This is a genomic window from Candidatus Accumulibacter sp. ACC005 (assembly GCF_907163215.1).
GTDB classification, from domain to species: domain Bacteria; phylum Pseudomonadota; class Gammaproteobacteria; order Burkholderiales; family Rhodocyclaceae; genus Accumulibacter; species Accumulibacter regalis.
The window spans coordinates 450,391-472,307 of sequence record NZ_CAJQUB010000004.1 but is presented as its reverse complement, the minus strand read 5'-3'; the positions used below and the strand labels follow the sequence as shown (position 1 = coordinate 472,307).

Below are 21,917 nucleotides of genomic sequence, written 5' to 3'. Positions count from 1 at the left end.
ACCCAAATGAAAACCGACCTCAACCATGACCGGATCGCAATGATCATCGAGCGCGCCCGCAGGGAACGTAGCATCGCCGCTGGCAGAGCGATTGCCACCGCCATGCACAAGGTGCTCGACTGGATGGAAAAAGGCAGCCCGAACACCCGGCAAGCAGAGAAGCAGCACGGATACCACCTGAGCAGCGAAGGCAGCCGCCCGAACACTTTCGACACCTCGGCCTTCGTTTGACCTTCGGCCACCGAGCAAGCACAGAGCACTGCTTACAGTGCTCTTGAAGCAGAACCCTCAGCACTTCACGACAGTACAGGAACACAAGACAAAATGAAAACCCCCCTCAGCTACGAGCAGATGACCATGATCACGGAGCGTGCTCATCGCGAGCGCAACGCCGCGATTCGCGAACTTTTCACCACCTTCCCCGGCAAGGTGCTTGATTTCGCAGCCAGTGGCTTCGAGCGGTTTTTCCGGACCCTGCTGGTGGATGCCAAGAGCGGCCTCTGAAGCTGACCCAGCCGGCCACCTCTCCCCCCACGCGCCGCGCTCTCCCCTCGCCGACGAGGCTCGGGGAGAGTGCGGCGCGTGTGTAGTGCTGCAATCCTGATGCGACTTTCATCAGCGATCCAGACAGCAGCGCGAAGCGCGAAACCTGCCTGGTGGCAGGATTTCACCGGCTCCATAGCGCTACCCTCCTGGCAATGACGTGCGGGCCGTGACAGGAAGTGGCGCGTGACGTACGATCCCCCCGGATACAGCCAGCCGCCACGGACCCCAGGATGCCCAGAATCCAGATCGACCTCCCCGAGCATTTCGCCTACTCGACCGAGATGACACTCTATCTCAGCCACATGAACTATGCCGGGCACCTCGACAATGCCTTGCTGTTAGCGCTCGTTTCAGAGGCGCGCGCGCGGTTTTTCATGAGCCTGGGCTATACCGAGCTGAACGTCGAGGGCGTCGGCATCGTCATCGCCGACGCGGCAGTGCAGTACAGGTCCGAGGCCTTTCACGGCGAAGTGATGGTCGTCGACATGGCGGCCAGCGATTTTTCCGGCAAGGGCTGCGACCTGCCCTGGCGCATGCACGAGAAGCTCAGCCAGCGTGAAGTCGCGCGCGGCAAGACGGGCATCGTCTTCTTCGACTACGCAGCACGCAAAGTCGCGCCCGTACCGGCCAGCTTCCGCTCCCGCGCCGGCGGCTGAACGCCGCCGGCGCCCCAGCTCATCTATGCCGGGGCGTACTCGCGTACCAGGCGCTTCTGCAGATAGGCAATCTGTTTTAGCGCTTCCTTCAGGATCAGGCGATCCAGTTCATGCAGTTCGTCGGGATCGACGCGGTTGGAAATGGCGTCCGCCGCGCTGCTCGCCTGCCGTTGCAGGCGAAGACGCTGGATATGCTGAAAAGCGTCGATCAGCGCCGCCATGTCGAAGGCGCCAACACCGGTCTGTTCACCGGTCACGCGCAGCCGCTCGACGGTATTCGTATCCGGGATCTGCCGGGCCAGGGCGTAGACCCGTGCGGCGTCGACGAAGGGGCGAGAGCCGTGCTTCTTGAGATCGATGGTGTGCGGGAACTCCTTGTCGAGATCGGTGCGAAATCCCTTCCACCAGCTCAGCGGCGACTCCCAGTTGAGCGTGTTCTCGACCATCGCGCGCAGGAAAATCGGGTAGCTGTGCGCACGCTCCAGAAGCCAGCTGCGCAGGTCGTCGGCCAGCGACTCCTGCCCATACAGGCCGCGCAGATCGAAGAAGATGCTCGCATTGAGCAAGGCTTCCGGTTGCGGGCTTTCCAGCCAGCCTGAAAACGCGGCTCGCCATTCGCTGGCAGAAAGACACCACTGCGGATTGCTGGCCATGATCTCGCCCTTGCACAGCGGAAAACCGCAGGCGTCGAGGGCCTCGTTCACGGCGCGGGCAAAAGGCAGGAAGGCGTTGCGCAGCCGCGCCGCGTGCTCGTCCGAGTCGGCGGCGAAGATCAGGCCATTGTCCTGGTCGGTGGCCAGGGTCTGCTCCAGCCGCCCTTCGGAACCGAACACCAGCCAGCACCACTGAACGTAGGGCAGCTCGAACTGGCCGGCGACCAGTTCGATGACCTGCAGGGTGAGCAGATCGTTGAGCGACGAGAGGCGGTTGCAGAGCGCGTCGGCGCTCACCCGCTCGGCGACCAGACGGCCGACCAGCGCGCGGATCTCGGCAGCCAGGAGGACCAATGTCGGCAGATCGCGCGCGGCGAGGATCGCTTTGACGAGATCGGTGCTCTGCGCACCCGGCAGGGTATACAGATCGGTCTGAGAAACGACGTTGAAGTAGCTGCCATCCGCTTCGGTCAGCACGAGATGGCGCACGCCGCGCCGCACCATCACCACACTGGCCTGGTGCGCCGTACTGTTGGCCGGCATGGTAATCAGGCCGCTGGTCATCACCGCCGCGATCGGCGCCTGCAGGTCACAGGCTTCAATGGCCACACGGCGCACAACGTCGTGCAGGGTGATGATGCCCAGCGGTACCCGGCTGCCTTCGTCGACCACCACCACCGCATCGCCATGCGTTCTGTCGAGCAGTTGCAGCGTCTCGCGCACACTGGTCGATGGTCCGACCATCAACGGCAAGCCGCGCACCAGATGGCGCAGCCCGACATAGGGCGAGAAGGGGCTTACGCGTGCGCTGTGCTCAATATCTGAGTCGGGCATGGTAGGTTCTCTCACTGGCTTCGCGCGCCTGCCGCAGCGTCGTGATCCCCATGTCGGCGAGCAGGGGCAACATCTTCAGAAAGACTTCCCCGGTGACCATCGCATCGCCAAGCGCCGTATGACGTCCGAAAACCGAGACCCCGAGGCGCTCGGCGATAGCCTCCAGGCGGTGAGTATTCTGGTTGGGCTGCAGAACCGCCGAAAGCAGCAGGGTATCGAGGACAGGATGATCGAAGCGCAGGCCGGTCTGGCGCTCCTTCATCTGCAGGAAACGCATGTCGAAGGCGGCGTTGTGACCAACCAGAACGGTGTCCGCACAAAAAGCGTGGAAGGTCGGCAGGACGGTCGTGATCACCGGCTGTCCGCTGAGCAGTTCGCGGGTGATGCCGTGAACCTTCACTGATTGCTGCGACAGCGGGCGCTTCGGGTCAACCAGCTGATCGAAGTACTCGTGACGGAGCAAGCGACGATTGACGATGCGCGTCGCACCGATCTGGATGATCTCGTCGCCGGCGGAAGGCTCCAGGCCGGTCGTTTCGGTATCGAAAACGGTGTACGAGAGCTCGGCGAGCGGCCGATCGTCGAGCTCGTGGCTGCCTGCCGACCAGCGAAAGATATCGAAGTCGTAGAATTCCGGGCGTTCGCCTTCGGCCGCGGAAACGATCGTCTGCGGCCGGTCGCTGGGCGCCTCGGCCGCCGGTAGCATGGTGCGGAAGAAAGCCCGATGCGAGACGCGCTCGCGCTGAAACCAGATCTCGCCGTTGCAGCGTTCGATGACGTCAACGACGCTCAGTGGCGAGTTTTCGCCGCCGATGTTCATCGGGTCCTGCAGCCAGACCATCGCCGATTCATTGTTCAGGAAGGTACCCATCCAGTACAGATCGAGCTGTGCCAGGTGACCGCTGCGCTTCAGAGACAGGCGCACTTCGCGCACCTCGTACTCGTCCTGCAGACGCAGCGCCAGATAGCTCAGTGCTTGCAGAAGTCCGAAACTGTCGACGCGCAGCCAAAGGCCTTCATCGATATTCTCGGGCTTGACCGCCAGCTTGCGCTGCCCGCCGTTGCCGCGCTCGGCAATCCGCCGGGCAGCCACTTCGACGAGCTCGGCGCCCAGTATCTCCTCGAGCAGCCAGCGCTCGCGCAGATCGTTGGAGAAGGCTGCCGCCGCTTTCTCGAACTGGTCAGAAAGCGCCCTCGCCTCGTCGCGGATCACGCCGAGGAAGCGATCACGCTGCTGCGGCTGCATGTCCGAGAAGTCGGAAAGCATTTCGGACGCCGCGCGCAAGCTCCCCAACGGTCCGCGCCCGCCTTCGATCAGCGACTGGATCAGCGCATCGCGGCGTGCATGCCGCTCGTTGGTGCTCGTCACGTCGTCGAGAACGAGCACGAAACCGGTGATCGAAAGGCCGGCAACCTGCGCCCCGGGCTGCCCGTCACGGCCCAGCACCGGCGACATGTGGGCGCGCATCAAGCGGCCGGCGCGGGTGGCAGTGACGAACTGCGCCGAGCCGAGCAGCTTCTTGCGCTCGGCGCCCGACTCGTCGCGACTCGCCGACTGCAGGCGCTCCAGCGCATGCTCGAGCAGCGCCCGATCAAATACCGTATAGATTGAACGCCCGAGGCCCAGCAATTCGCCATGGCTGCCGTCGGATCCGGCAGAAAGTTCCTGCTTGGCGCGCTGGTTGTAGAGCAGCACGCGACCATCCAGGTTGCAGACCACGACGCTCTGGCTGAGATCGGCCATCAGTGCGGCGAGACGGCTGCGCTCCTCTTCAAGCGACGCGCGGGCTTCGCGCACGCGCTCGGCGACATCGTGCTCCAGCGCGTCGCGTGCGGCGAGCAGTTGGTTCGCCGCCTGCCCGAGGGCGCGCAGTTCGGGCGTCGCCGGCTCGGCCAGGCGCAGGCCGCTGTGGGCGGTCATTGCCGCCAGGTCCTCGGCCATGCGCAGTGGCGCGTTGACGTAGCGCGCATACGAGGCGGCGATGACCAGGTAAGCGCCGCCACTCGCCGCCAGCGTAAACATCACGAGGACAAAGATCCTGCCCTCGGTCGACCAGCCGCCGCCGCTCGCATCGGCCCCGGTGGCCCACACTACGGCTGCCGTCGCAACCACCACGACAAGCACAAACAGACCGGCACACGCCGCTGCCAGGTACAGCTTGCGCCTGGCCTGCACCTAGGTCTCCAGGAGCTTGCGCACCTCGGCGAGCAGCTCCTTGGTCGAGAAGGGCTTGGTCATGTAACCGTCGGCACCGAGTCCGAGACCCTTGCTGACTTCGGTGTCCCGCCCCTTGGCGGTCAACATCAGGATGCGCGTGGCGCTGAGCTCGGGGTCGGCGCGCAATGCCTGGCAGACGTCGAAGCCGTTCATCTTGGGCATCATCACGTCGAGCAGGACGAGATCAGGTTTTTCGGCGCGCACCCTGGCCAGCGCTTCTTCCCCATCGCCGGCCACCAGCACCTCGAAACCCTCCCGGCGCAGCAGGAACTCGATCGAAATGACAATGTTTTGCTCGTCGTCGGCAATCAGTATCTTCTTGCTCATCAACACTCCGCTCATGAATGAAAACGCTAAACGAACTACGCGGCTGGCGACGCATCCGCTGGCGGCTGCGCCGGCGCAAATGGCAGGGTGAAACGAAATGTCGCGCCCTCGCCGGGGACGCTCTCGACCCACAACTGGCCACCGAAGTGTTCGACGATGCGCCGGCTGATCGGCAGCCCAAGACCCGTGCCGGACGGCTTGGCGGTCATCGTATCGCCTACCTGGCGGAACTTTTCGAAAACCAGTTGCTGATCTTCCGGGCGAATCCCGGGACCGTTGTCGGCAACGCTGACTTCCAGGCCATCGTCCCGCCGACTCAAGGTGACGCGAATGCGACCACTACCCGGCGTCAGGAACTTCACCGCATTGGAGAGCAGATTCAGCATGACCTGAATCAAGCGATCCCGATCGGCGAGAATCAGCGGTAGATTATCGGGCAGATCGACCTCGACGTGCGCCTCTTTCTCGCGCACCAGCTGGCTGGTGGCAGCGATCGACTGTTCGACGACTTCTTTCAGGTCGAGCTCGCAGCCGTTCCAGTCGGCTCTGCCGGACTCGATTTTCGCGAGATCGAGGGTCTGGTTGATCAAGCGTGTCAAACGCTCGGCCTCGCTGACGATCAAGCCAAGAAAACGCTCGCGGTCGGCAAGGTGCATCTTCGGATCGTCGCGCAGCAGCTCCGAAAAAGCGCGGATCGACGTCAGCGGTGTGCGTAGCTCGTGCGTCACCGAGGACATGATGTCGTCCTTGACGCGATCGAGCTCCTGGAGGCGCTCGTTGGCCTCCTGCAGTTCCAGCGTCGCTGCGGTCAGCTCGCGTGACTTGCGCTCGAGTTCGCGGCTGTAGGTGCGCAGCTGCGACGCTTCGTCGAGGATGTGCATCACTTCCTCGATGCTCAGCGGCTCCTCCTTGGCCACCGAGGCGACCATCACCCGCGCCGAAGCGCTACCGATCGCTCCGGCGAGCAGGGATTCGGCGAACTGCACCAGCTTGGCATCGGCCTCCGGCGTCGAGTTGCCGTCGCGTCCATGACGGCGGGCGAAAGCGGCAAACGCCGCCTGCGCGCGCGTCGGGCCAAGGAAGCGCCCGACCAGTTCCTGCAGGTCGCTGACCTGCGCCCGCCCGCGCCAGAGTATCGCCCCGCCCTGCCCGGGATCCGACAGCGCGTCGACGAACAGGGTCGCCTGCGTCGCCTCGGCAACCATGGGCGGGCGCAGCAGCGACACCCCGACGTAGGCGCCGATATTGGCAAGGAAGCTCCAGAACAGGCAGTGCGAAATCTCGTCGATGCCGGTCAGACCGAACAGTTGCTGCGGCCGCAGGAGGTCGACCCCGAAAAATCCCTGGGCGAGAAAATCACCGGGAAGCCAGCCGGATTTTGCGAACGACGGCAGCAGCAGGGTGTAGGCCCAGACCGCAAAGCCGGCGCTCAGACCGGCCAGCGCGCCACCACGCGTTCCGCCGCGCCAGTACATGCCGCCGATCAGCGCCGGCGCAAACTGCGCCACGGCCGAGAAACTGATCAGGCCGATGGCGACCAGCGCGTAGGCCTCGCCCGCCAGCCGAAAGTAGAGGTAACCAAGGAGCAGGATGACGACGATGGCGCCGCGCCGGATACCGAGCAGCAGCCCGGAGAGGTCCTTCGACTCGGCGAGCGCGGCACGCTTGTGGCGCAGCAGCATGGGCATCACCAGGTCGTTGCAGACCATCGTCGACAAGGCAATGGTCTCGACGATGACCATGCCGGTGGCCGACGACAAACCCCCGATGAAGACCAGTAGCGTCAGACCCTCCTGGCGCTGTGACATCGGCAAGGTCAGAACGAAGGTATCGGCATCGACGCCCTGCCCGGCGAAATGCAGCTGCCCGCCGACGGCGATCGGCAGGACGAAAACGTTGATCAACAGCAGGTACAGCGGGAACATCCACGCCGCCCGCTTCAGGTGTGCCTCGTTGACGTTCTCGACGACGGCCACCTGAAACTGTCGCGGCAGGAAGAGAATGGCCAGCCCGGACAGGACGATCAGCGAAAACCAGCCCGTATAGCCTGCCCCCGAGGGAATGGCCGTCAGCAAACGGCGCAGCTCGTCGTGGGCCTCGACGTGATCGAAGATGTCCCCGAAGCCGTTGTAGATGCCGTAAGTGACGAACACGCCGACGGCCATGAAGGCGACCAGCTTGACCACCGATTCCAGCGCAATCGCCGCGACCATTCCTTCGTGACGTTCGGTGGCGTCGAGATGCCGGGTCCCGAAGACGATGGTGAACGCGGCCAGGATCAAGGCAATGTAGAAGCTGATGTCCGCGCCCACCGACATCGTCGCGCTGCGATGTGGCATGACGATTTCCGGATAGCTGAGCAGCAGGCTGACGGTATTGGAAACCGCCTTGAGTTGCAGCGAGATGTACGGAATGATGCCGACGACGGCGATGATCGTCACCAGACCGCCGAGGCCGTGGCTCTTGCCGTAGCGCGAGGAAATGAAGTCGGCAATCGACGTGATGCGGTTGGCCTTGACGATGCGAATCATCTTCAGCAGCACGATCCAGCCGAGCGCCATGACCAGCGTCGGACCGAGGTAGACCGGCAGGAAGCCGATTCCCGACACGGCAGCGCGACCGACGCTGCCGTAGAAGGTCCAGGTGGTGCAGTAAACGGCCATCGACAGGGCGTAGATGGTCGGACTGGCAATGATCGAACGCCCCTGATCGGCGCGCTTGTCGCCCCACCACGCCACCGCGAAAAGCAGCCCGAGATAGAGCAGCGCGACGGCGATGACTACGGGGGGTTCAAGCATGGCCGCCAGCTACTTGAGGCGACGTTCGACGGCCCAGGCCATCAGGGCAATGACGAAGGCCCACGCGATAAAGATATAGACATAAAGGAGGGGAATGTTGAACACCTCCGTGGGCCGGTCGAACACCGCCAGCAGCGGATAATTGAACAGGACGCAGCCGGCCAGGAAGGCCGCTATCAGTCGATCACCCGCCAGGATTCTTCGCTGCATGCCACCCTCCCGCGTAGAAAGCACTTGGCGCCATCCGGGACACAGGTCCCCGAGCCCCGCCGTGCGTCATCGTCGATTGACGATCTGCAACGGCTATACTGCCCGCCGTCCCCCCTTTGCCGAGGAAACTGCCGCCATGATCCGCCCCGCTCTCGACTGGCAGCCCCGCGCCGCCAGCAAGGCCTACTCCGATATTCGCTACGATTTTGCCGAAGGCATTGCCCGCATTGTCATCAATCGGCCCGAGCGACGCAATGCCTTTCGACCGGAAACCGTTGCCCAGCTGATCGACGCCACCCACCAGGCGCAGTTCGATCCCGAGGTCGGGGTGATCGTCCTCTGCGGTGCCGGACACGAGGCTTTCTGCTCGGGCGGTGACCAGACAGTGCGCGGCGACGATGGCGGCTACCACGACGAGGCGGGCATGCCGCATCTCAACGTCCTCGACCTGCAGATGCAGATTCGCCGTTGCCCGAAACCGGTGGTGGCGATGGTCGCCGGCTACGCCATCGGCGGCGGGCACGTCCTGCACCTGGTCTGCGACCTGACGATTGCCGCCGACAACGCCCGTTTCGGGCAGACCGGCCCGCGCGTCGGCAGCTTCGACGCCGGTCTCGGTGCCGGCCTCATGGCCCGCACCATCGGCATGAAGAGGGCCAAGGAAATCTGGCTGCTCTGCCGCCAGTACGACGCCGCCGCGGCGCTGGCCATGGGTCTGGTGAATATCGTCGTGCCGCTGCCCGAAGTCGAGGAGGAAACCGTGCGCTGGTGTCGCGACATGCTGCGCCTGTCACCCATGGCGCTGCGCATGATCAAGGCCGGCTTCAACGCCGACACCGACGGCCTGGCCGGAATCCAGGAACTCGCCGGCAATGCCACCGGCCTCTTCTACATGACCGAGGAAGGCCAGGAAGGACGCAACGCCTGGCTCGAGAAACGGCCGCCGGATTTCTCGAAATATCGACGCCGCCCGTAGGCTGGAGGGAGCGCGAAGTGCGCGTGCAGCGCCTGCGCCTGGTCACTGCCTCCTTCGCTCGATGAACATCACTGCCGCCGCGATCCATCCCTACCGCCTGCCCTTGCGCGCCAGCTGGCTGACCGCGACCGGCGGCTTCGGCAAGCGCCAAGGCTGGCTTCTGCGCCTCGATGGCGAGAGTGGCGCGAGGGGTTACGGCGATTGTGCGCCGCTACCGGGGAAGCCAGCGGAAACGCCCGTGCACGCCAGGTCGCGACTCGGCGCGCAGGCGCGACGTCTGATCGGCATGTCGCCAGAAGACGCTCTGCAACTCATCAGCACTGACTTCGGCGATCCGGGCGACGCTCCGGCGGCACGACTGGCGGTCGAAACCGCGCTTCTCGATCTCGCCGCGCAGGCCGCCGGACGGTCACTTGCCGCCGGCCTGCGCGCCAATCAGCCAGGACTTGGGCAGCCCCCGTTGCCGACCGACGTGGCGGTGAATGCCGCCCTGGGCAGCCTCGCCTGGCTTGCCGACGAGAGCGTACGCACCGCCTGTGCTGCGGGCTTCCGGGTCCTCAAACTCAAGCTCGGCGTGGCTTCGATCGACGACGAAATCGCACGCCTGCGACGCGTCGCGGCGCTGCTGCCGCCCGGCGTTCAATTGCGACTCGACGCCAACTGCGCCTGGAACCTTGCTGCCGCCGAAAGCTTCCTGCACGCCTGCGCTGACCTGCCGATCGAGATGCTCGAAGAGCCGCTGGCCCAGCCAACGCTACAGCAGTTGCATCGCCTGCAGGCGCAAACGAAGATCGCCATCGGGATCGACGAATCGGCGTCGCTGTTCGACGCCGAGCGCCTCATGGACGCAAGGCCGGTGCGCCGGCTGGTGATCAAGCCGACGCGCTGCGGCGGCCTGTTAGCCGCCCTTGCGCTGGCCCAGCGGGCGCTCGGCGCCGGCCTCGAGTGCGTGACCACCAGCAGCATCGAAAGCGCCTGCGGCGTCATCGCAACGGCCCATCTGGCCGCCGCGATCGACAATCGGCTGGCGCACGGGCTGGCGACCTCGACGTGGCTGGCCGCCGACACCGGCCCGCCGCCGGCAGTCGTCAACGGTCGCCTGCTCTTGCCGTCCAAGGCCGGCCTGGGCTTCGCGCCCCATCGGGGAATCGTGTTTTCGCCGCTCGCGCGGCGGGCGCCGGGGTGAGGCTGTGTCCGGCGTCCGCCGGCCACCCGTGCCGGCGCCAGGCGTCAGCCGGTCACGCCGCTGCTGGCGATGCGCTGGCGGAACTGGCGCAACTTGGCCTTCAACTGTCCGGCGTTCCCCGCTCCCATGCGCAGGAGGATTTTCTGGCCCGCCGGACGCGCCTCGAGCGACGGGTCGGCGTACTCGTAGCGGACCCAGGGGCGCGGCGTCTCGCCCGCGCCCTTGACGTCGACCAGCGTCAGCGGAATCGGCTTGAGCAGGTCGGGAGTCGCCAGCAACTGGTCGATGACCTCGATCAGCCGGTTGTTGAAGTATTTCCCCGGATAACCCAGCTCTTCGTAGGCCTGTTGCAGCATCGGGTACATGCGTACGTACAAAGCCACCGCAGCGTCGGTATCGACCGCCGACGCAAAACGGACGAAAGCGGTGTAACGATCGCGGTTGTCGTCGGCGATGTAGGTCGCCCCGTCACGCTCGACGACCTGAAAGCGCCCCGGTGCAGGGAGCACGGGCCACAGGCGTGAAGCAGCATGGCCACGCGCAAGGTTATCGACCGTCGCCACGACGCGCCGCGGAAAACCACTCGCCTCGACAAAAGACAACAACTGCTCGCGGCCAAGCAGTCCCACCAACGCGTCGCTCACTTCGCTGCCGTCGGTCAAGGGTGGCAAAGGCTGCGCAACCGGCGGCACGACCGCTTCGATAGGGTGGTGAACGGGCGCCGGCCCGGGCGCCGCCGGCTCGAGCACGCTGGTATTTGCTGCCCTGAGCGGAACCGGTTCTGCGCCCTGCTTTTCCTGCCGCTCCTGCCACCACAGATAAGCGCTTCCGGCGACGACCAGAACGACCACTCCGGCGATCAGCGAACGTGACAAATCATTCATCGAGACCTCTCTCCATTGCAATTGAGCCAATTCATGACGGTTCGTACCACTGTGATTTTACGCGCCCGCTGCGGGTCGCGGTGCAGGCCGCTCCGCGCGCTTGCGCGACGCCATCGGAGCGGAACAGATGCATGACCTGGGCGGGAAAATCAAACGCCAACAGCTCACCGATGGCGATGTCGTCGCGCGGGCTCTTGGCGAGCAGCGGCGTGCTGGCGCCGGGCAGATCGAGATAGACGTGGCTGAGTTCGCCAAGGCGCTCGACGTGGCTGACACGCGCGCGCTGCGGCCCCTGCCCGAGCACCACATGCTCGGGCCGGATACCCAGGGTCACCGGCTCGCCGGGGGTCAGGCCCTGCGACGACAGCCGCGCTGCGCAGAGCATGCCACTCGCGTCGGCAACGACCTGCTCGTCGCCCAGCGACTTCACCCTGGCGTCGACAAAGTTCATCGCCGGCGAGCCGATGAAGCCGGCAACGAAACGATTGGCCGGATGGTGGTAGAGGTCCAGTGGCGGACCCGCCTGCGCCACGCTCGGCGCACCCCTGCGACCAGCCAGAGGCTGCAGGAGGACAATGCGATCGGCCAGCGTCATCGCCTCGACCTGGTCGTGCGTCACATAGACCATGCTCGCTGAGCCCAGCGCACGGTGCAGCCGGGCGATCTCGAGGCGCGTGTGCACGCGTAGTGCGGCGTCGAGATTGGACAAGGGCTCGTCGAACAGAAAAACCTTCGGCTGGCGGACGATGGCGCGAGCGATCGCCACCCGCTGCCGCTGGCCACCCGACAACTCCCTCGGCCGGCGCTGCAGCAGGCTGTCGAGTTGCAGAATGCGCACGGCGTCGGCGATGCGCCGCTCGATCTCGTCGGACGGCAGCTTGCGGTGTTGCAGACCGAAAGCCATGTTCTGATGGACGCTCATGTGCGGGTACAAGGCGTAGCTCTGGAAGACCATCGCCACGTTGCGCCGTGCCGGCGGCAGGTGATTGACCAGCACGCCGTCGATCTCGATCTCGCCTGCGCTGGGGTCTTCCAGGCCGGCGAGCAGACGCAGCAGCGTCGACTTGCCGCAACCCGAAGGGCCGACGAAGACGCAGAACTCGCCTGGCGAGATGCTCAGGTCGATGTCGTTCAACACCGGCGTGTTGCCGAAGTCCTTGCTGACACCGCGCAGTTCGATGCGGCTCATCGCCTCGTCCCTCGTCGCCAGCTCATGACCCTCACCCCTTCACTGCCCCGGCCGAGAGGCCGGCGACGATGCGCCGCTGAAAGACCACCACCAGCGCCACCAGCGGCAGCGTGACGATCACCGACGCGGCCATGATCTTGCCCCAGGGCAACTCGAAGCCGCTCGCCGTGCTGATCAGCGCGATCGCCACCGGCACCGTGCGTGCCTCGGTCGACAGCGTGAAAGTCAGCGCAAAGAGAAATTCGTTCCACGCAGCGATGAAGGCGAGCAGTCCGGTGGCCACCATCGCCGGCCAGAGCAGCGGCATGAAGACCCGGAAAACCAGTGTCAGCACGCCGACGCCGTCCATCGCCGCAGCCTCTTCGAGTTCTTTGGGCAACTGGCGCATGAAGGTTACCAGCACCCAGACGGTGAACGGCAGGGTCAGCACCAGGTCGGCGACGACCAGCGCGCCGAGCGTGTCGTACATGGCCAAGGCGCGCACCAACTCGAACATTCCCGACAGTACCGCCACCTGCGGCAACATCGACGCCGAAAGGATGAGCATCAACAGCAGCCCGCGACCGCGAAACTCGACCCGCCCGAACGCCCACGCGGCCATCAGGCTGAGGACCAGCGACAGCGTCACGACGCTGCCGGCAACGAGCAGCGAGTTGAGCAGGTTCTGCGCAAACGGCTGCTCGGTGAAAACGCCGCTGTAGTTGGCAAAGGTCGGCGCCTCGGGCCACAGCGTCGGAGAGAAGAGCGCGCTGCCCTGCTTGAACGAGGTCGACAGCGCGTAGAGCAGCGGAAAGATCGAGACGAAGATGAACAGCAGCGAGGCGGCCCAGTAGACGATTGGACCGCAGGGAAAGCGACGCCGGCCCGGCGCTGCACGGCGCTGCGAGGTCCTCGCTGACCCCTCCGCTGCGTTCACTGCACTCATCGCGCCGCCCGCTCGACCGTCTTGCCCAGCAAGCCCATGGCGACGATGCTGAGAAGCGCGATCATGAAGAACAGGCAGGTCGCGGCGGCCGAGCCGTAGCCGACCAGGCCGAAATCGATCAACTGCTCGCGCACGAAGACCGACATGCTCTGCGTATCGCGGCTGTTGGAAGTCATGACGTAGATCAGGTCGAAGACACGCAGCGCGTCGAGGGTGCGGAAAATCATCGCCACCAGCAGGCCGGGCATGATCAGCGGCAGCGTGATGCGGCGGAAGACCTGCCAGCGCGGCACGCCGTCCACCCGCGCCGCTTCGTAGCAGTCCACCGGTACCATCTGCAGCGCCGCCAGAATCAGCAGCGCCATGTAGGGGGTGGCCTTCCAGACGTCGACCAGCACGACGCTGAACAGCGACAGCTGCGGGTCGGCGGTCCACGCCAGCGGCACGGCGATCACGCCAAGCGCCAGAAGGTGATGGTTCACGATGCCGAACTGGTCGTGCAGCATCCAGCTCCACATCTTCGCCGAGACCACCGTCGGTATCGCCCAGGGCACCAGCAGCGCCGCACGCAGGAGCGTACGCAGGCGCGAAGGCTGGTTGAGCAGCAACGCGACGCCCAGTCCAAGCAGCGTTTCGAGCGCGACCGAAAGAGCGGTGAACAGCAGGGTGTTGCCGACCGCCTGCCACCAGTCCGGGCTGGCCAACAGGCCGTACTCGCCGACGTAGTTTTCCAAACCGATGAACGCGTAGTCGCCAAGGCTCGACAAGTCGCTGTCGGTCACGCTGAACCAGATCGTGCGCAGCAGCGGCCAGCCGCCGACCGCAGCCAGAACGACCAGCATCGGTGCCGCCATCCACCAGGCATGGCGCACGCGCTGCGCGGCGAGCCCGCCGCGCGGGCGCATGCCGCGACGCGGCAGGTCGGCAATTACCGCCACTTGCCGCGCCGGCTGAGCCGCTGCAACGCCTGTTCGAGCCGGGCCAGCGCCTGCTCGGGCGTCGCCTTGCCCGACAGGGTGTCGTGGACGGCGTTCCAGAACTGGTGGCTGACCTGGTTGTAGCGCACGCCGGTAACCGTGGTCGGGCGTGCAACGGCGCTGGTGAACGCCCCCAACAGCTCACCCATGAACGGGTTGGCCTGCAGGATCTCGCCATCCTGGTAGAGCGCGGTGATCGTCGGGTTGAACGAGCCACGTAGCGCACGATCCTTCTGCACCGCGGCGCTGGTCATGTACAGCACCAGATCAGCCGCCGCGGCGGGATGCCGCGAGTATTTGGAGACAGCCAGCGATTCGCCGCCGAGCGTCGCCGCGTGCCGTCCAGCGCCAGCGCCCTTCGGCAACACCGCCACGCCGACCCGGCCGCGGATGACGCTGCCCTCGGCCTGCGCCAGCGCCCAGGCGTACGGCCAGTTGCGCATGAACACCGCGTTGCCGGCCTGGAAGACGCCGCGCGACTCCTCTTCGGCGTAGTTGAGCACCGCCGTCGGCGAGATGCTGCCGACCCACGCCGACGCCGTCTTCAGCGCCAGCGCAGCGCGCGGGTTGTCGATGCCGATCTTGCCACTCGCTTCGACGATGCTGCCGCCGTCGTGGCTGGCCACCCACTCCAGCGCATTGCAGGTCAGGCCTTCGTAAGCGCGGCCCTGCCAGACGTAGCCCCACATGCGCTCGTTGCCGGCCGCGCGCTCGCCATCCTGGATCGCGCGGGCGCTGGCCGTCAGATCCTCCCAGGTCACAGGCACCTGCCGCCCGTATTTGTGCAGCAGGTCGCTGCGGTAGAAGAGCAGACCGGCGTTGGCAAACCAGGGCATCGCCAGCAGCTGGCCGTGGCGGGTGTTGTTGGCGACGAAGCCGGGAAAGTGCTGCGTCTCGACGCCTTTGGCGTAGGGCCGCAGGTCGAGCAGATGCCTGCCCAGCAGCCCCGGCCAGATGACGTCGACCTGCAGGACATCGATCCTGTCGGAACGCGCGGCGAGTAACTGCTGATACAGCGCCAGCCGCTCGCTGGCGTCGTTGGGCGGCGTGACGATCTTCAGCGTGTGGCCGGTCTTCCTGGCCCACGCGTCGGCTGCGCCTTTGCAAAGTTCCAGTTCCTGGCCCACACCCGAGCAGGCGATGCTGATCGTGGCAGCATCCGCGGCCGGCATGGCGTGAAGGCTGCCGAGCAAGGCCATGGCGACGAAAAACAGGCTGCGGACAGGGCGGCTACTGGGGAGTCGCATGCGATGTCTCCGGTATTGACGGGCGCCGGTGCGCGAGGCAGCGATCAGGCAATCGCCTGTCGCCAGTTTGCGAGCATTGTAGCCGATGCGCCCAAGGGCTCGAACGATGGCCTGCCGCCCGGCACGTTAGAATGCGCTGCCTGAACAACCCCGGAAGGAAGAAATGAAAGTCGATTGGCTGGAGACACTGCTCACCCGTGTGGTCGGAAACGACGCAACCCTGCTGCTGGTTCTGCAGGTGTTTCTGGTCGTTCTCGGCGTGGTGGTGGCGAACTTCATCCTGCGCCGAGTGCTTGCCCGCCTGGAGGCTCGCACACAGCAGACCTCGACCCCCTGGGACAACGCCCTGGTCTCGGCGGCGCGCCAGCCTCTCACGGTCGTCGCCTGGGTGCTCGGCCTGTCCTTTGCCGCGCGCATCGTCGAGAAGGGGACCGATGCGACCGTCTTCGAGATCATCGACCCGCTGCGGGTCATCGGCGTAATCGCCTGCATCGCCTGGTTTCTCGTGCGCTTCATCGGCAATGTCCAGGAGGCCATAATCGCCCAGCGTCTGGCACGGGGCGAGTCGATCGACCGTACCACCGTCGACGCGATCGGCAAGCTGCTGCGCATATCGGTGCTCATCACCGCCGCGCTCGTCGGCCTGCAAAGTCTGGGATTCTCGATTTCCGGTGTCCTTGCCTTCGGCGGCATCGGCGGCATTGCCGTCGGCTTTGCGGCCAAGGATTTGCTCGCCAACTTCTTCGGCGGCCTGATGGTGTACCTCGATCGCCCCTTTGCCGTCGGCGACTGGATCCGCTCACCGGACAAGGACATCGAAGGTACCGTCGAAGAGATCGGCTGGCGTCTGACCCGCATCCGCACCTTCGACAAGCGCCCGCTTTACGTGCCGAACGGCATCTTCGCGCAGATTGCCGTGGAAAATCCGTCGCGCATGAGCAATCGCCGCATCAGGGAAACCGTGGGCGTGCGCTACGACGACGTCGCCAAGGTCGCCGCCATCACCGCCGACATCAAGGCCATGTTGCGCAGCCACCCGGAGATCGATCAGCAGCAGACGATGATCGTCAACCTCGAGCAGTTCTCGGCGAGCTCTCTGGACATCCTCGTCTACACCTTCACCAGGACGACGGTGTGGGTCGAATTCCACGAGATCAAGCAGGACGTGATGCTGACGATCGCCGAGATCGTCGCCCGCCACGGTGCCGAGATCGCCTTCCCGACACGTACCCTGCATGTCACCAGCGGCCACGACCGCGCGCCGTCGGAACGCTAGTGTAATGCGGCATTCTTGATGAGGCTTTTGGCGACAGCTGAAAGCAGGGCGAAAATCATGCCCCAGACACCTTCATTGCGAGGCGGCGAAGCCGACGCGGCAATCCAGAGGTTTTGCGCTTCGCGTGGTCGATGCGGCGGAAGATAGTAAGAGGGTGGAACTGGATTGCCGCGTCGGCTGCGCCGCCTCGCAATGACGAGCGGGCTGGCGTGTTGCCGCCTTCCCGACGAGACTTTCAGCAAGCCCGACGGCAGCGCGCGACCCCTGTGGTGGCTGGGATGTATATGTTTTACTCTGCGTGCAACACCACACCAGCTCGCGAAACGATCGACCGGCAAGCAACGCCCGCCCAACGCCCGGACGCAGGAACGGGGGCTTGCGCCCCCGTTCCTTCCGTTGCTCGTGGTCAGTTCTTCAATAGACGTCGTGCTGGGTGTTGAAGACGTTGAACTTGCCGGTCGGCGTGATCAGCTCCGGGTCCTTGATCACCGCTTTCAGCTTACGCGTCTTGTCATCGACGACGACCAGTGCCGACTTCTTGTCCTTGGCACTCCAGACCGAGAACCAGACCTCGTCGCCGGCCACGTTGTACTCGGGTTGAACGATGCGCCTGGCGCCATCGTCGCCAAGGTCGGCCCAGTCACCGATCGGCAGGATTTCAAAGCCCTTGTCCAGGTTCTTGATGTCGAAGACGGCAACCGACTGGCTGATCTTGGCTTCCGGATTGAGCGGTGTATCGACCCACAGGTTGTTCGATTTTGGATGCGTCTTGATGAACAATGAACCGCTCCCCTGACCCGTCAGCGTTTGTACGACCTTCCACGCCTGCGCCTTGTGCTTGACCGGATCGGTGCCGATCAGGGTGATAGACTCGTCGCCGAGATCGCTGGTCGCCCATACCGGACCAAACTTCGGATGGACGAAATTGGCGCCGCGTCCAGGGTGCGGGATCTTGCCGACGTCGACCAGCGCCGCCAGCTTGTCTTCCTTGGTGTCGACCACGGCGATCTTGTTCGAGGCGTTGGCAGCGACCATGAAATAGCGGCCCGTCGAATCGAAGCCCCCGTCATGCAGGAAACGTGCGGCGTCGATGATCGTCATCTTCAGATTCTTGAGGTCCGAGTAGTTGACGGCCATGATCTTGCCGGTTTCCTTGGCATTGACAATGAACTCGGGCTTGTAGTGCGAACCGACGATCGACGCCACGCGCGGCTCGGGATGGTATTCCTGCGTATCGACCGTCGAACCGCGTGTCGATACGATCTTCAGCGGGTTCAGCGTGTCACCGTCCATGATCACGAACTGCGGCGGCCAGTAGGTGCCGGCGATCGCGTACTTGTCCTCGTAACCCTTGTACTTCGACGTCTCGACCGAGCGCGCCTCGAGACCGACCTTGATCTCGGCGACGTTGGTCGGCTCGGGCATCCACAGGTCGATCAGGTTGATGCGCGCATCGCGACCGATCACGTACAGGTAGCGCCCCGACTTCGACATCCGCGAAATGTGTACGGCGTAGCCGGTCGGCAGAATCTTGACGATCTTCTTGGTCTTGCCGTCGATCAGGGCGATCTTCCCGGCGTCACGCAGCGTCACCGAGAAGAGGTTGTCCAGGTCCAGCTTGTTCATCTTCTTCGTCGGGCGCTGCTCGGGCGGGACGTTGACCTTCAGCGACGCCATCATCTCCTTCATTCCCCATTCCGGCGGCACCGGCGGCTCCTGCTGGACGTAGCGGGCCATCATGTCGACTTCGGCCTCGGTCAGTTCCCCGGAAGTGCCCCAGTTCGGCATCCCGCCGGGCGAACCGTAGGTGATGAAAACCTTGAGGTATTCCGTTCCCTTGTCCAGCGTCGTGTCGGTAGTCAGCGGCTTTCCGGTGGCCCCCTTGCGCAACACGCCGTGGCAACCGGCGCAACGCTGGAAGTAAATGTTCTTGGCTTTGTCAAACTCCTCCTTGGTCATTGGAGGCGCTTTCGGGTTGATGTTCTGGTGCATTTCTGCCTGACCGACTGGCGAAGAGCCGGACGCCTGGTACTTCTGTTCCTCCTGTGACACGTTCTTCTTGGCGGTCTCCTGGGCAAACGCGCTACCCACCGCCAGGGGCAACGTCGCCGCAATCAACACTGCGGCCGTACGCAATCCACGATAGTTGGTCATTTCTTAAGATCCTCCTTTTGAGCCGTGCAGCCGACAAAACGCCAAGCCGCGGAGACGTTTTACGCCCGGCCTGCCGAATAGTGGTTGACTCTAGTCAACTATTCGCAATTCTGCCGCGCGTCACGACCGCCAGAAGCTCGAACCTGGGGACCTTCGCCGGCGCCAAGCTCGGCGCCGGCGGCCGGAGCGGCGCAGACAGTGTCTGCACTCGCCGGAAACCTTGATGCCCAGGAACGGAGAGCGAAGCTATCGGCCCAGCGCAGTCATTGAAGTGACCTGGCTGTCGCCCATCCGCGTCGTTTGCAAGACGCGCATTTACACGCTTCCTTGATGCTGTATAGAATCCGCCAACCTCGCGCGAAAAGCCTGCTCCGGGAGTGCTTCGACGATGTCGCATGACACCAGGTCACGAATCCGGCGGTCGATTCATATGGAGCAGGGGGTTTTCCGATAAACGGGTTAAACTCGGCCGACGAAACCGATGGCAGATCTCACGAGCCCTGCCATGGCGGCGTTTGACGCACACGCAGTGACGTTCCACACGCCGTCGTTTCATTCCCGACTTGCCGCGCCTGGCCAGTGCGGATGGATCAGCTTCAATCTTGGGCCACTGTAAATTAGCTCTTCCACACCACAAGGAGGCTCGGCAAATGAAAAAGATGCTTGCAGCGGTATTGGCCCTATCCGTCTTGACGCCTGTATTGGCTCAAGACCGGCAGTTCTTGCCGAAACCCGAAGTCGAAGCGCTTGCCACCGACAAGAAATGGATTCACATCCGCGTGATGGATCAAGACAAGGTCGTCTGGGACATCCGCAGTGGCGGCGCGTTCTATGGCAACAACCTGAGCAAGAACAACAGCGACAGTGGCACCTGGTTAGTGAACGACCAAGGCCAGTTGTGTGTGAAGTGGCGAGGCCGATCCCAGGATCGATGTGTTGCGATATTGGCCGCGGGTGAGAACTTCAAGATGGTTGACGCCAATGACTTGCAGGGGACCTACGCCGAACTGACCGTCGAATAGCGGGAAATCCATGCCTGATCGCTGCCGGAAGCAGCGGTCGACACTGAAGGCCTGCAAGCTGCGCTTGCAGTGCCCTTCGCGCCGGGCTTTCTCACCACCCGTCACGGCGAGCGTCGATGCGCCACCCATCGCGGCTACTCGAGAATCAACATGCCCCCGAGCGCAAACATCGTCATGCCGACCAGCGAGTCGAGAATGCGCCACGAGACGGGTTTCGCGAACAGCGGGGCCAGAAAACGCGCTCCGTAACCGAGGGCAAAGAACCAGACGAAGCTCGCCCCAGCCGCTCCCGTACCAAACAGCCACCTTCCTTCTTCCCTTTGACTGGCGAGAGAGCCGAGAAGGATCACGGTATCCAGATAGACGTGCGGGTTCAGGAAGGTAAAGCCGAGACAGCTCGCCAGGGCAACGCCGAGCGGTGCTGCGCTCCCGGCGTCGACGATGAGCTGTTCCGGTTTTAGCGCGCGCCGGGCCGATGCCAGTGCGTAAACGAACAGGAACGCCGCTCCGCCGTAGCGAGCAAGGCTGAGAAAGGTGGGCTGGGCCTGGATCAACGCCCCCAACCCGGCAACGCCGGCGGCGATCAGCAGCGCGTCGGCACTGGCGCAGACGAGCACCAGCGGCAGGACGTGTTCGCGACGGACGCCCTGGCGAAGCACATAGGAGTTCTGCGCCCCTATGGCGACGATGAGCACCGCGCCGGAAAGGAATCCGGCGATCAGATCAGCGGGCATGATGGGTCGGTGAATGGGTCGGTGAAGTGGGCAAGGCGGTCAGCTTAGGCTGCGCCACAACACGAAACCAGTTAAAGTTCATTATCATTCATTAGAATTGCTAATCCATGAAGATCGACAACGCCCAGTTGGCTGCCTTCGCCGAAGCCATCCGCGAAGGCAGTTTCGACCTCGCCGCGCGGAAGTTGAACGTGACGCCGTCGGCGATCAGCCAGCGCGTCAAGTTGCTGGAAGAGCGCATCGGGCAGGTACTCATCCAGCGCTCCACGCCCTGCCAGGCGACTGCTGCCGGACGCCCTCTGCTACGCTACGCGGAAGAACTCGCCCTGCTCGAAGCCGAGGCTCTCACCGCACTGGGGGTGCTCGATGCCGAAGGCGGCGCTGCGTCCGGCGTGCGTATTCCGATGGTGATCAACGCCGATTCCCTGGATAGCTGGTTCCTCGACGTCTTCGATGATCTCGCCGCCAGTGCGGCCATTACGCTCGACCTGCGCGTCGAGGATCAGGATCACTCGCTGCTCCTGCTGCGCAAAGGCGCCGTTATGGCCGGGGTCAGTGCCAGCCCGAAAGCGGTTCAGGGCTGCCGGGTCGAACCGCTCGGCGTGATGCGCTATCTGGCCCTGGCGTCGCCGCCCTATGTCGAGCGCTACTTCGCCGCCGGGGTCGACGCCGAAACGCTGAATGCGGCCCCGATGCTGATGTTCAACAAGAAGGATGGCCTGCAGCAGCTTTTTCTGGCCCGCCTGATCGGTGACGCCGTGATCAAGCCGCCGACTCACTACCTGCCCACCACGCGATCGTTTGCTGAGGCAGTACGGCGCGGAATGACCTGGGGAATGATCCCCGAACAACTGGCCGAGACGCAGCTCAAGGCGGGCCAGCTCATTGAGCTCGCGCCGCAGCATTGCCTGGACGTTCCACTTTTCTGGCATCGCTGGCGGATAGCCTCGTCAGCGCTCGACTCTCTCAGCCAACTGGTGCATGGGGCGGCAGGAAAGGCCCTGCGCGCTCAGACAGTCGTCTAAGCCAGGGTTGCACGCCGTGTGGAAGCCATGAATTCCAGGCACGACGACCGTTTCAAACTACTTAAATGGCGCACCCTGAG

At 64.3% G+C, this 21,917-nt stretch carries 20 protein-coding genes; 8 read left to right on the top strand and 12 right to left on the bottom strand.

All coding sequences use genetic code 11. The features are described from left to right. Positions 1-6 precede the first annotated feature (6 nt). From QZ613_RS05075 to QZ613_RS05065, 3 genes are all read left to right on the top strand, one after another. Complete coding sequence (locus tag QZ613_RS05075; RefSeq protein WP_043564611.1) at positions 7-231, top strand: hypothetical protein; 225 nt, start codon at positions 7-9, stop codon at positions 229-231. A 93-nt stretch (positions 232-324) separates the two neighbouring features. After that, complete coding sequence (locus QZ613_RS05070; RefSeq protein WP_043564613.1) at positions 325-504, top strand: hypothetical protein; 180 nt, start codon at positions 325-327, stop codon at positions 502-504. Positions 505-776: 272 nt separating this feature from the next. Continuing rightward, positions 777-1,202, top strand: coding sequence for a thioesterase family protein (locus QZ613_RS05065; RefSeq protein WP_043564615.1), 426 nt, complete (start codon positions 777-779; stop codon positions 1,200-1,202). A 23-nt stretch (positions 1,203-1,225) separates the two neighbouring features. Here the strand turns inward: QZ613_RS05065 and QZ613_RS05060 are convergent, their stop codons facing one another. The 5 genes from QZ613_RS05060 to QZ613_RS05040 are packed head-to-tail and all read right to left on the bottom strand — an operon-like array spanning position 1,226 to position 8,242. Continuing rightward, positions 1,226-2,689 carry a DUF294 nucleotidyltransferase-like domain-containing protein gene (locus tag QZ613_RS05060; RefSeq protein WP_291981691.1) on the bottom strand — a complete coding sequence of 488 codons (1,464 nt, stop codon included), beginning with the start codon at positions 2,687-2,689 and terminating at the stop codon, positions 1,226-1,228. Continuing rightward, on the bottom strand, positions 2,670-4,865 hold the full coding sequence (locus QZ613_RS05055; protein ID WP_043564620.1) for an exonuclease domain-containing protein: 2,196 nt from the start codon (positions 4,863-4,865) through the stop codon (positions 2,670-2,672). Before QZ613_RS05055 ends, QZ613_RS05060 begins: the two co-directional genes overlap by 20 nt. Continuing rightward, positions 4,866-5,234, bottom strand: a complete 369-nt coding sequence (locus QZ613_RS05050; protein ID WP_043564623.1) for a response regulator — start codon at positions 5,232-5,234, stop codon at positions 4,866-4,868. A 35-nt stretch (positions 5,235-5,269) separates the two neighbouring features. Further along, positions 5,270-8,032 carry a sensor histidine kinase gene (locus QZ613_RS05045; protein ID WP_043564626.1) on the bottom strand — a complete coding sequence of 921 codons (2,763 nt, stop codon included), beginning with the start codon at positions 8,030-8,032 and terminating at the stop codon, positions 5,270-5,272. 9 nt (positions 8,033-8,041) lie between these two features. Then, on the bottom strand, positions 8,042-8,242 hold the full coding sequence (locus tag QZ613_RS05040; RefSeq protein WP_043564628.1) for a hypothetical protein: 201 nt from the start codon (positions 8,240-8,242) through the stop codon (positions 8,042-8,044). 136 nt (positions 8,243-8,378) lie between these two features. On the opposite strand from QZ613_RS05040, the gene menB reads away from it, so the two are divergent. Together menB and QZ613_RS05030 are read left to right on the top strand one after the other, a co-directional pair. Beyond that, entirely contained in the window at positions 8,379-9,218 is an 840-nt protein-coding gene (gene menB, locus QZ613_RS05035; RefSeq protein WP_043564630.1) for a 1,4-dihydroxy-2-naphthoyl-CoA synthase, read from the top strand. Between the two features lie 61 nt (positions 9,219-9,279). After that, complete coding sequence (locus QZ613_RS05030; RefSeq protein ID WP_291981688.1) at positions 9,280-10,404, top strand: enolase C-terminal domain-like protein; 1,125 nt, start codon at positions 9,280-9,282, stop codon at positions 10,402-10,404. 44 nt (positions 10,405-10,448) lie between these two features. Here the strand turns inward: QZ613_RS05030 and QZ613_RS05025 are convergent, their stop codons facing one another. The 5 genes from QZ613_RS05025 to QZ613_RS05005 are packed head-to-tail and all read right to left on the bottom strand — an operon-like array spanning position 10,449 to position 15,551. Beyond that, on the bottom strand, positions 10,449-11,288 hold the full coding sequence (locus QZ613_RS05025; RefSeq protein WP_043564635.1) for a DUF3014 domain-containing protein: 840 nt from the start codon (positions 11,286-11,288) through the stop codon (positions 10,449-10,451). A 31-nt stretch (positions 11,289-11,319) separates the two neighbouring features. Next, positions 11,320-12,477, bottom strand: coding sequence for an ATP-binding cassette domain-containing protein (locus QZ613_RS05020; protein WP_043564637.1), 1,158 nt, complete (start codon positions 12,475-12,477; stop codon positions 11,320-11,322). A 31-nt stretch (positions 12,478-12,508) separates the two neighbouring features. Continuing rightward, positions 12,509-13,402 carry a carbohydrate ABC transporter permease gene (locus QZ613_RS05015; RefSeq protein WP_291867099.1) on the bottom strand — a complete coding sequence of 298 codons (894 nt, stop codon included), beginning with the start codon at positions 13,400-13,402 and terminating at the stop codon, positions 12,509-12,511. Next, on the bottom strand, positions 13,399-14,307 hold the full coding sequence (locus QZ613_RS05010; RefSeq protein ID WP_043564690.1) for a sugar ABC transporter permease: 909 nt from the start codon (positions 14,305-14,307) through the stop codon (positions 13,399-13,401). Before QZ613_RS05010 ends, QZ613_RS05015 begins: the two co-directional genes overlap by 4 nt. Positions 14,308-14,330: 23 nt before the next feature. Continuing rightward, entirely contained in the window at positions 14,331-15,551 is a 1,221-nt protein-coding gene (locus QZ613_RS05005; RefSeq protein WP_291981711.1) for an ABC transporter substrate-binding protein, read from the bottom strand. A gap of 238 nt (positions 15,552-15,789) precedes the next feature. Between QZ613_RS05005 and QZ613_RS05000 the strand changes: the two genes are divergently transcribed. After that, the gene (locus tag QZ613_RS05000) at positions 15,790-16,902 is read left to right on the top strand and encodes a mechanosensitive ion channel family protein (RefSeq protein WP_291981686.1); all 1,113 of its coding nucleotides are present in this window, start codon (positions 15,790-15,792) and stop codon (positions 16,900-16,902) included. 414 nt (positions 16,903-17,316) lie between these two features. Here the strand turns inward: QZ613_RS05000 and QZ613_RS04995 are convergent, their stop codons facing one another. After that, positions 17,317-19,056, bottom strand: coding sequence for a nitrite reductase (locus QZ613_RS04995; protein WP_291981685.1), 1,740 nt, complete (start codon positions 19,054-19,056; stop codon positions 17,317-17,319). A 650-nt stretch (positions 19,057-19,706) separates the two neighbouring features. Here QZ613_RS04995 and QZ613_RS04990 point away from each other — a divergent pair. Beyond that, positions 19,707-20,078 (top strand): hypothetical protein, encoded by a 372-nt coding sequence (locus QZ613_RS04990; protein WP_043564641.1) that lies wholly within the window; start codon positions 19,707-19,709, stop codon positions 20,076-20,078. Positions 20,079-20,212: 134 nt separating this feature from the next. On the opposite strand, the gene QZ613_RS04985 is transcribed toward QZ613_RS04990, so the two are convergent. Then, positions 20,213-20,812 carry a LysE/ArgO family amino acid transporter gene (locus tag QZ613_RS04985; protein ID WP_291981683.1) on the bottom strand — a complete coding sequence of 200 codons (600 nt, stop codon included), beginning with the start codon at positions 20,810-20,812 and terminating at the stop codon, positions 20,213-20,215. Between the two features lie 107 nt (positions 20,813-20,919). On the opposite strand from QZ613_RS04985, the gene QZ613_RS04980 reads away from it, so the two are divergent. Next, positions 20,920-21,837 (top strand): LysR family transcriptional regulator ArgP, encoded by a 918-nt coding sequence (locus QZ613_RS04980; protein WP_043564645.1) that lies wholly within the window; start codon positions 20,920-20,922, stop codon positions 21,835-21,837. The last annotated feature ends 80 nt before the right edge of the window (positions 21,838-21,917 follow it).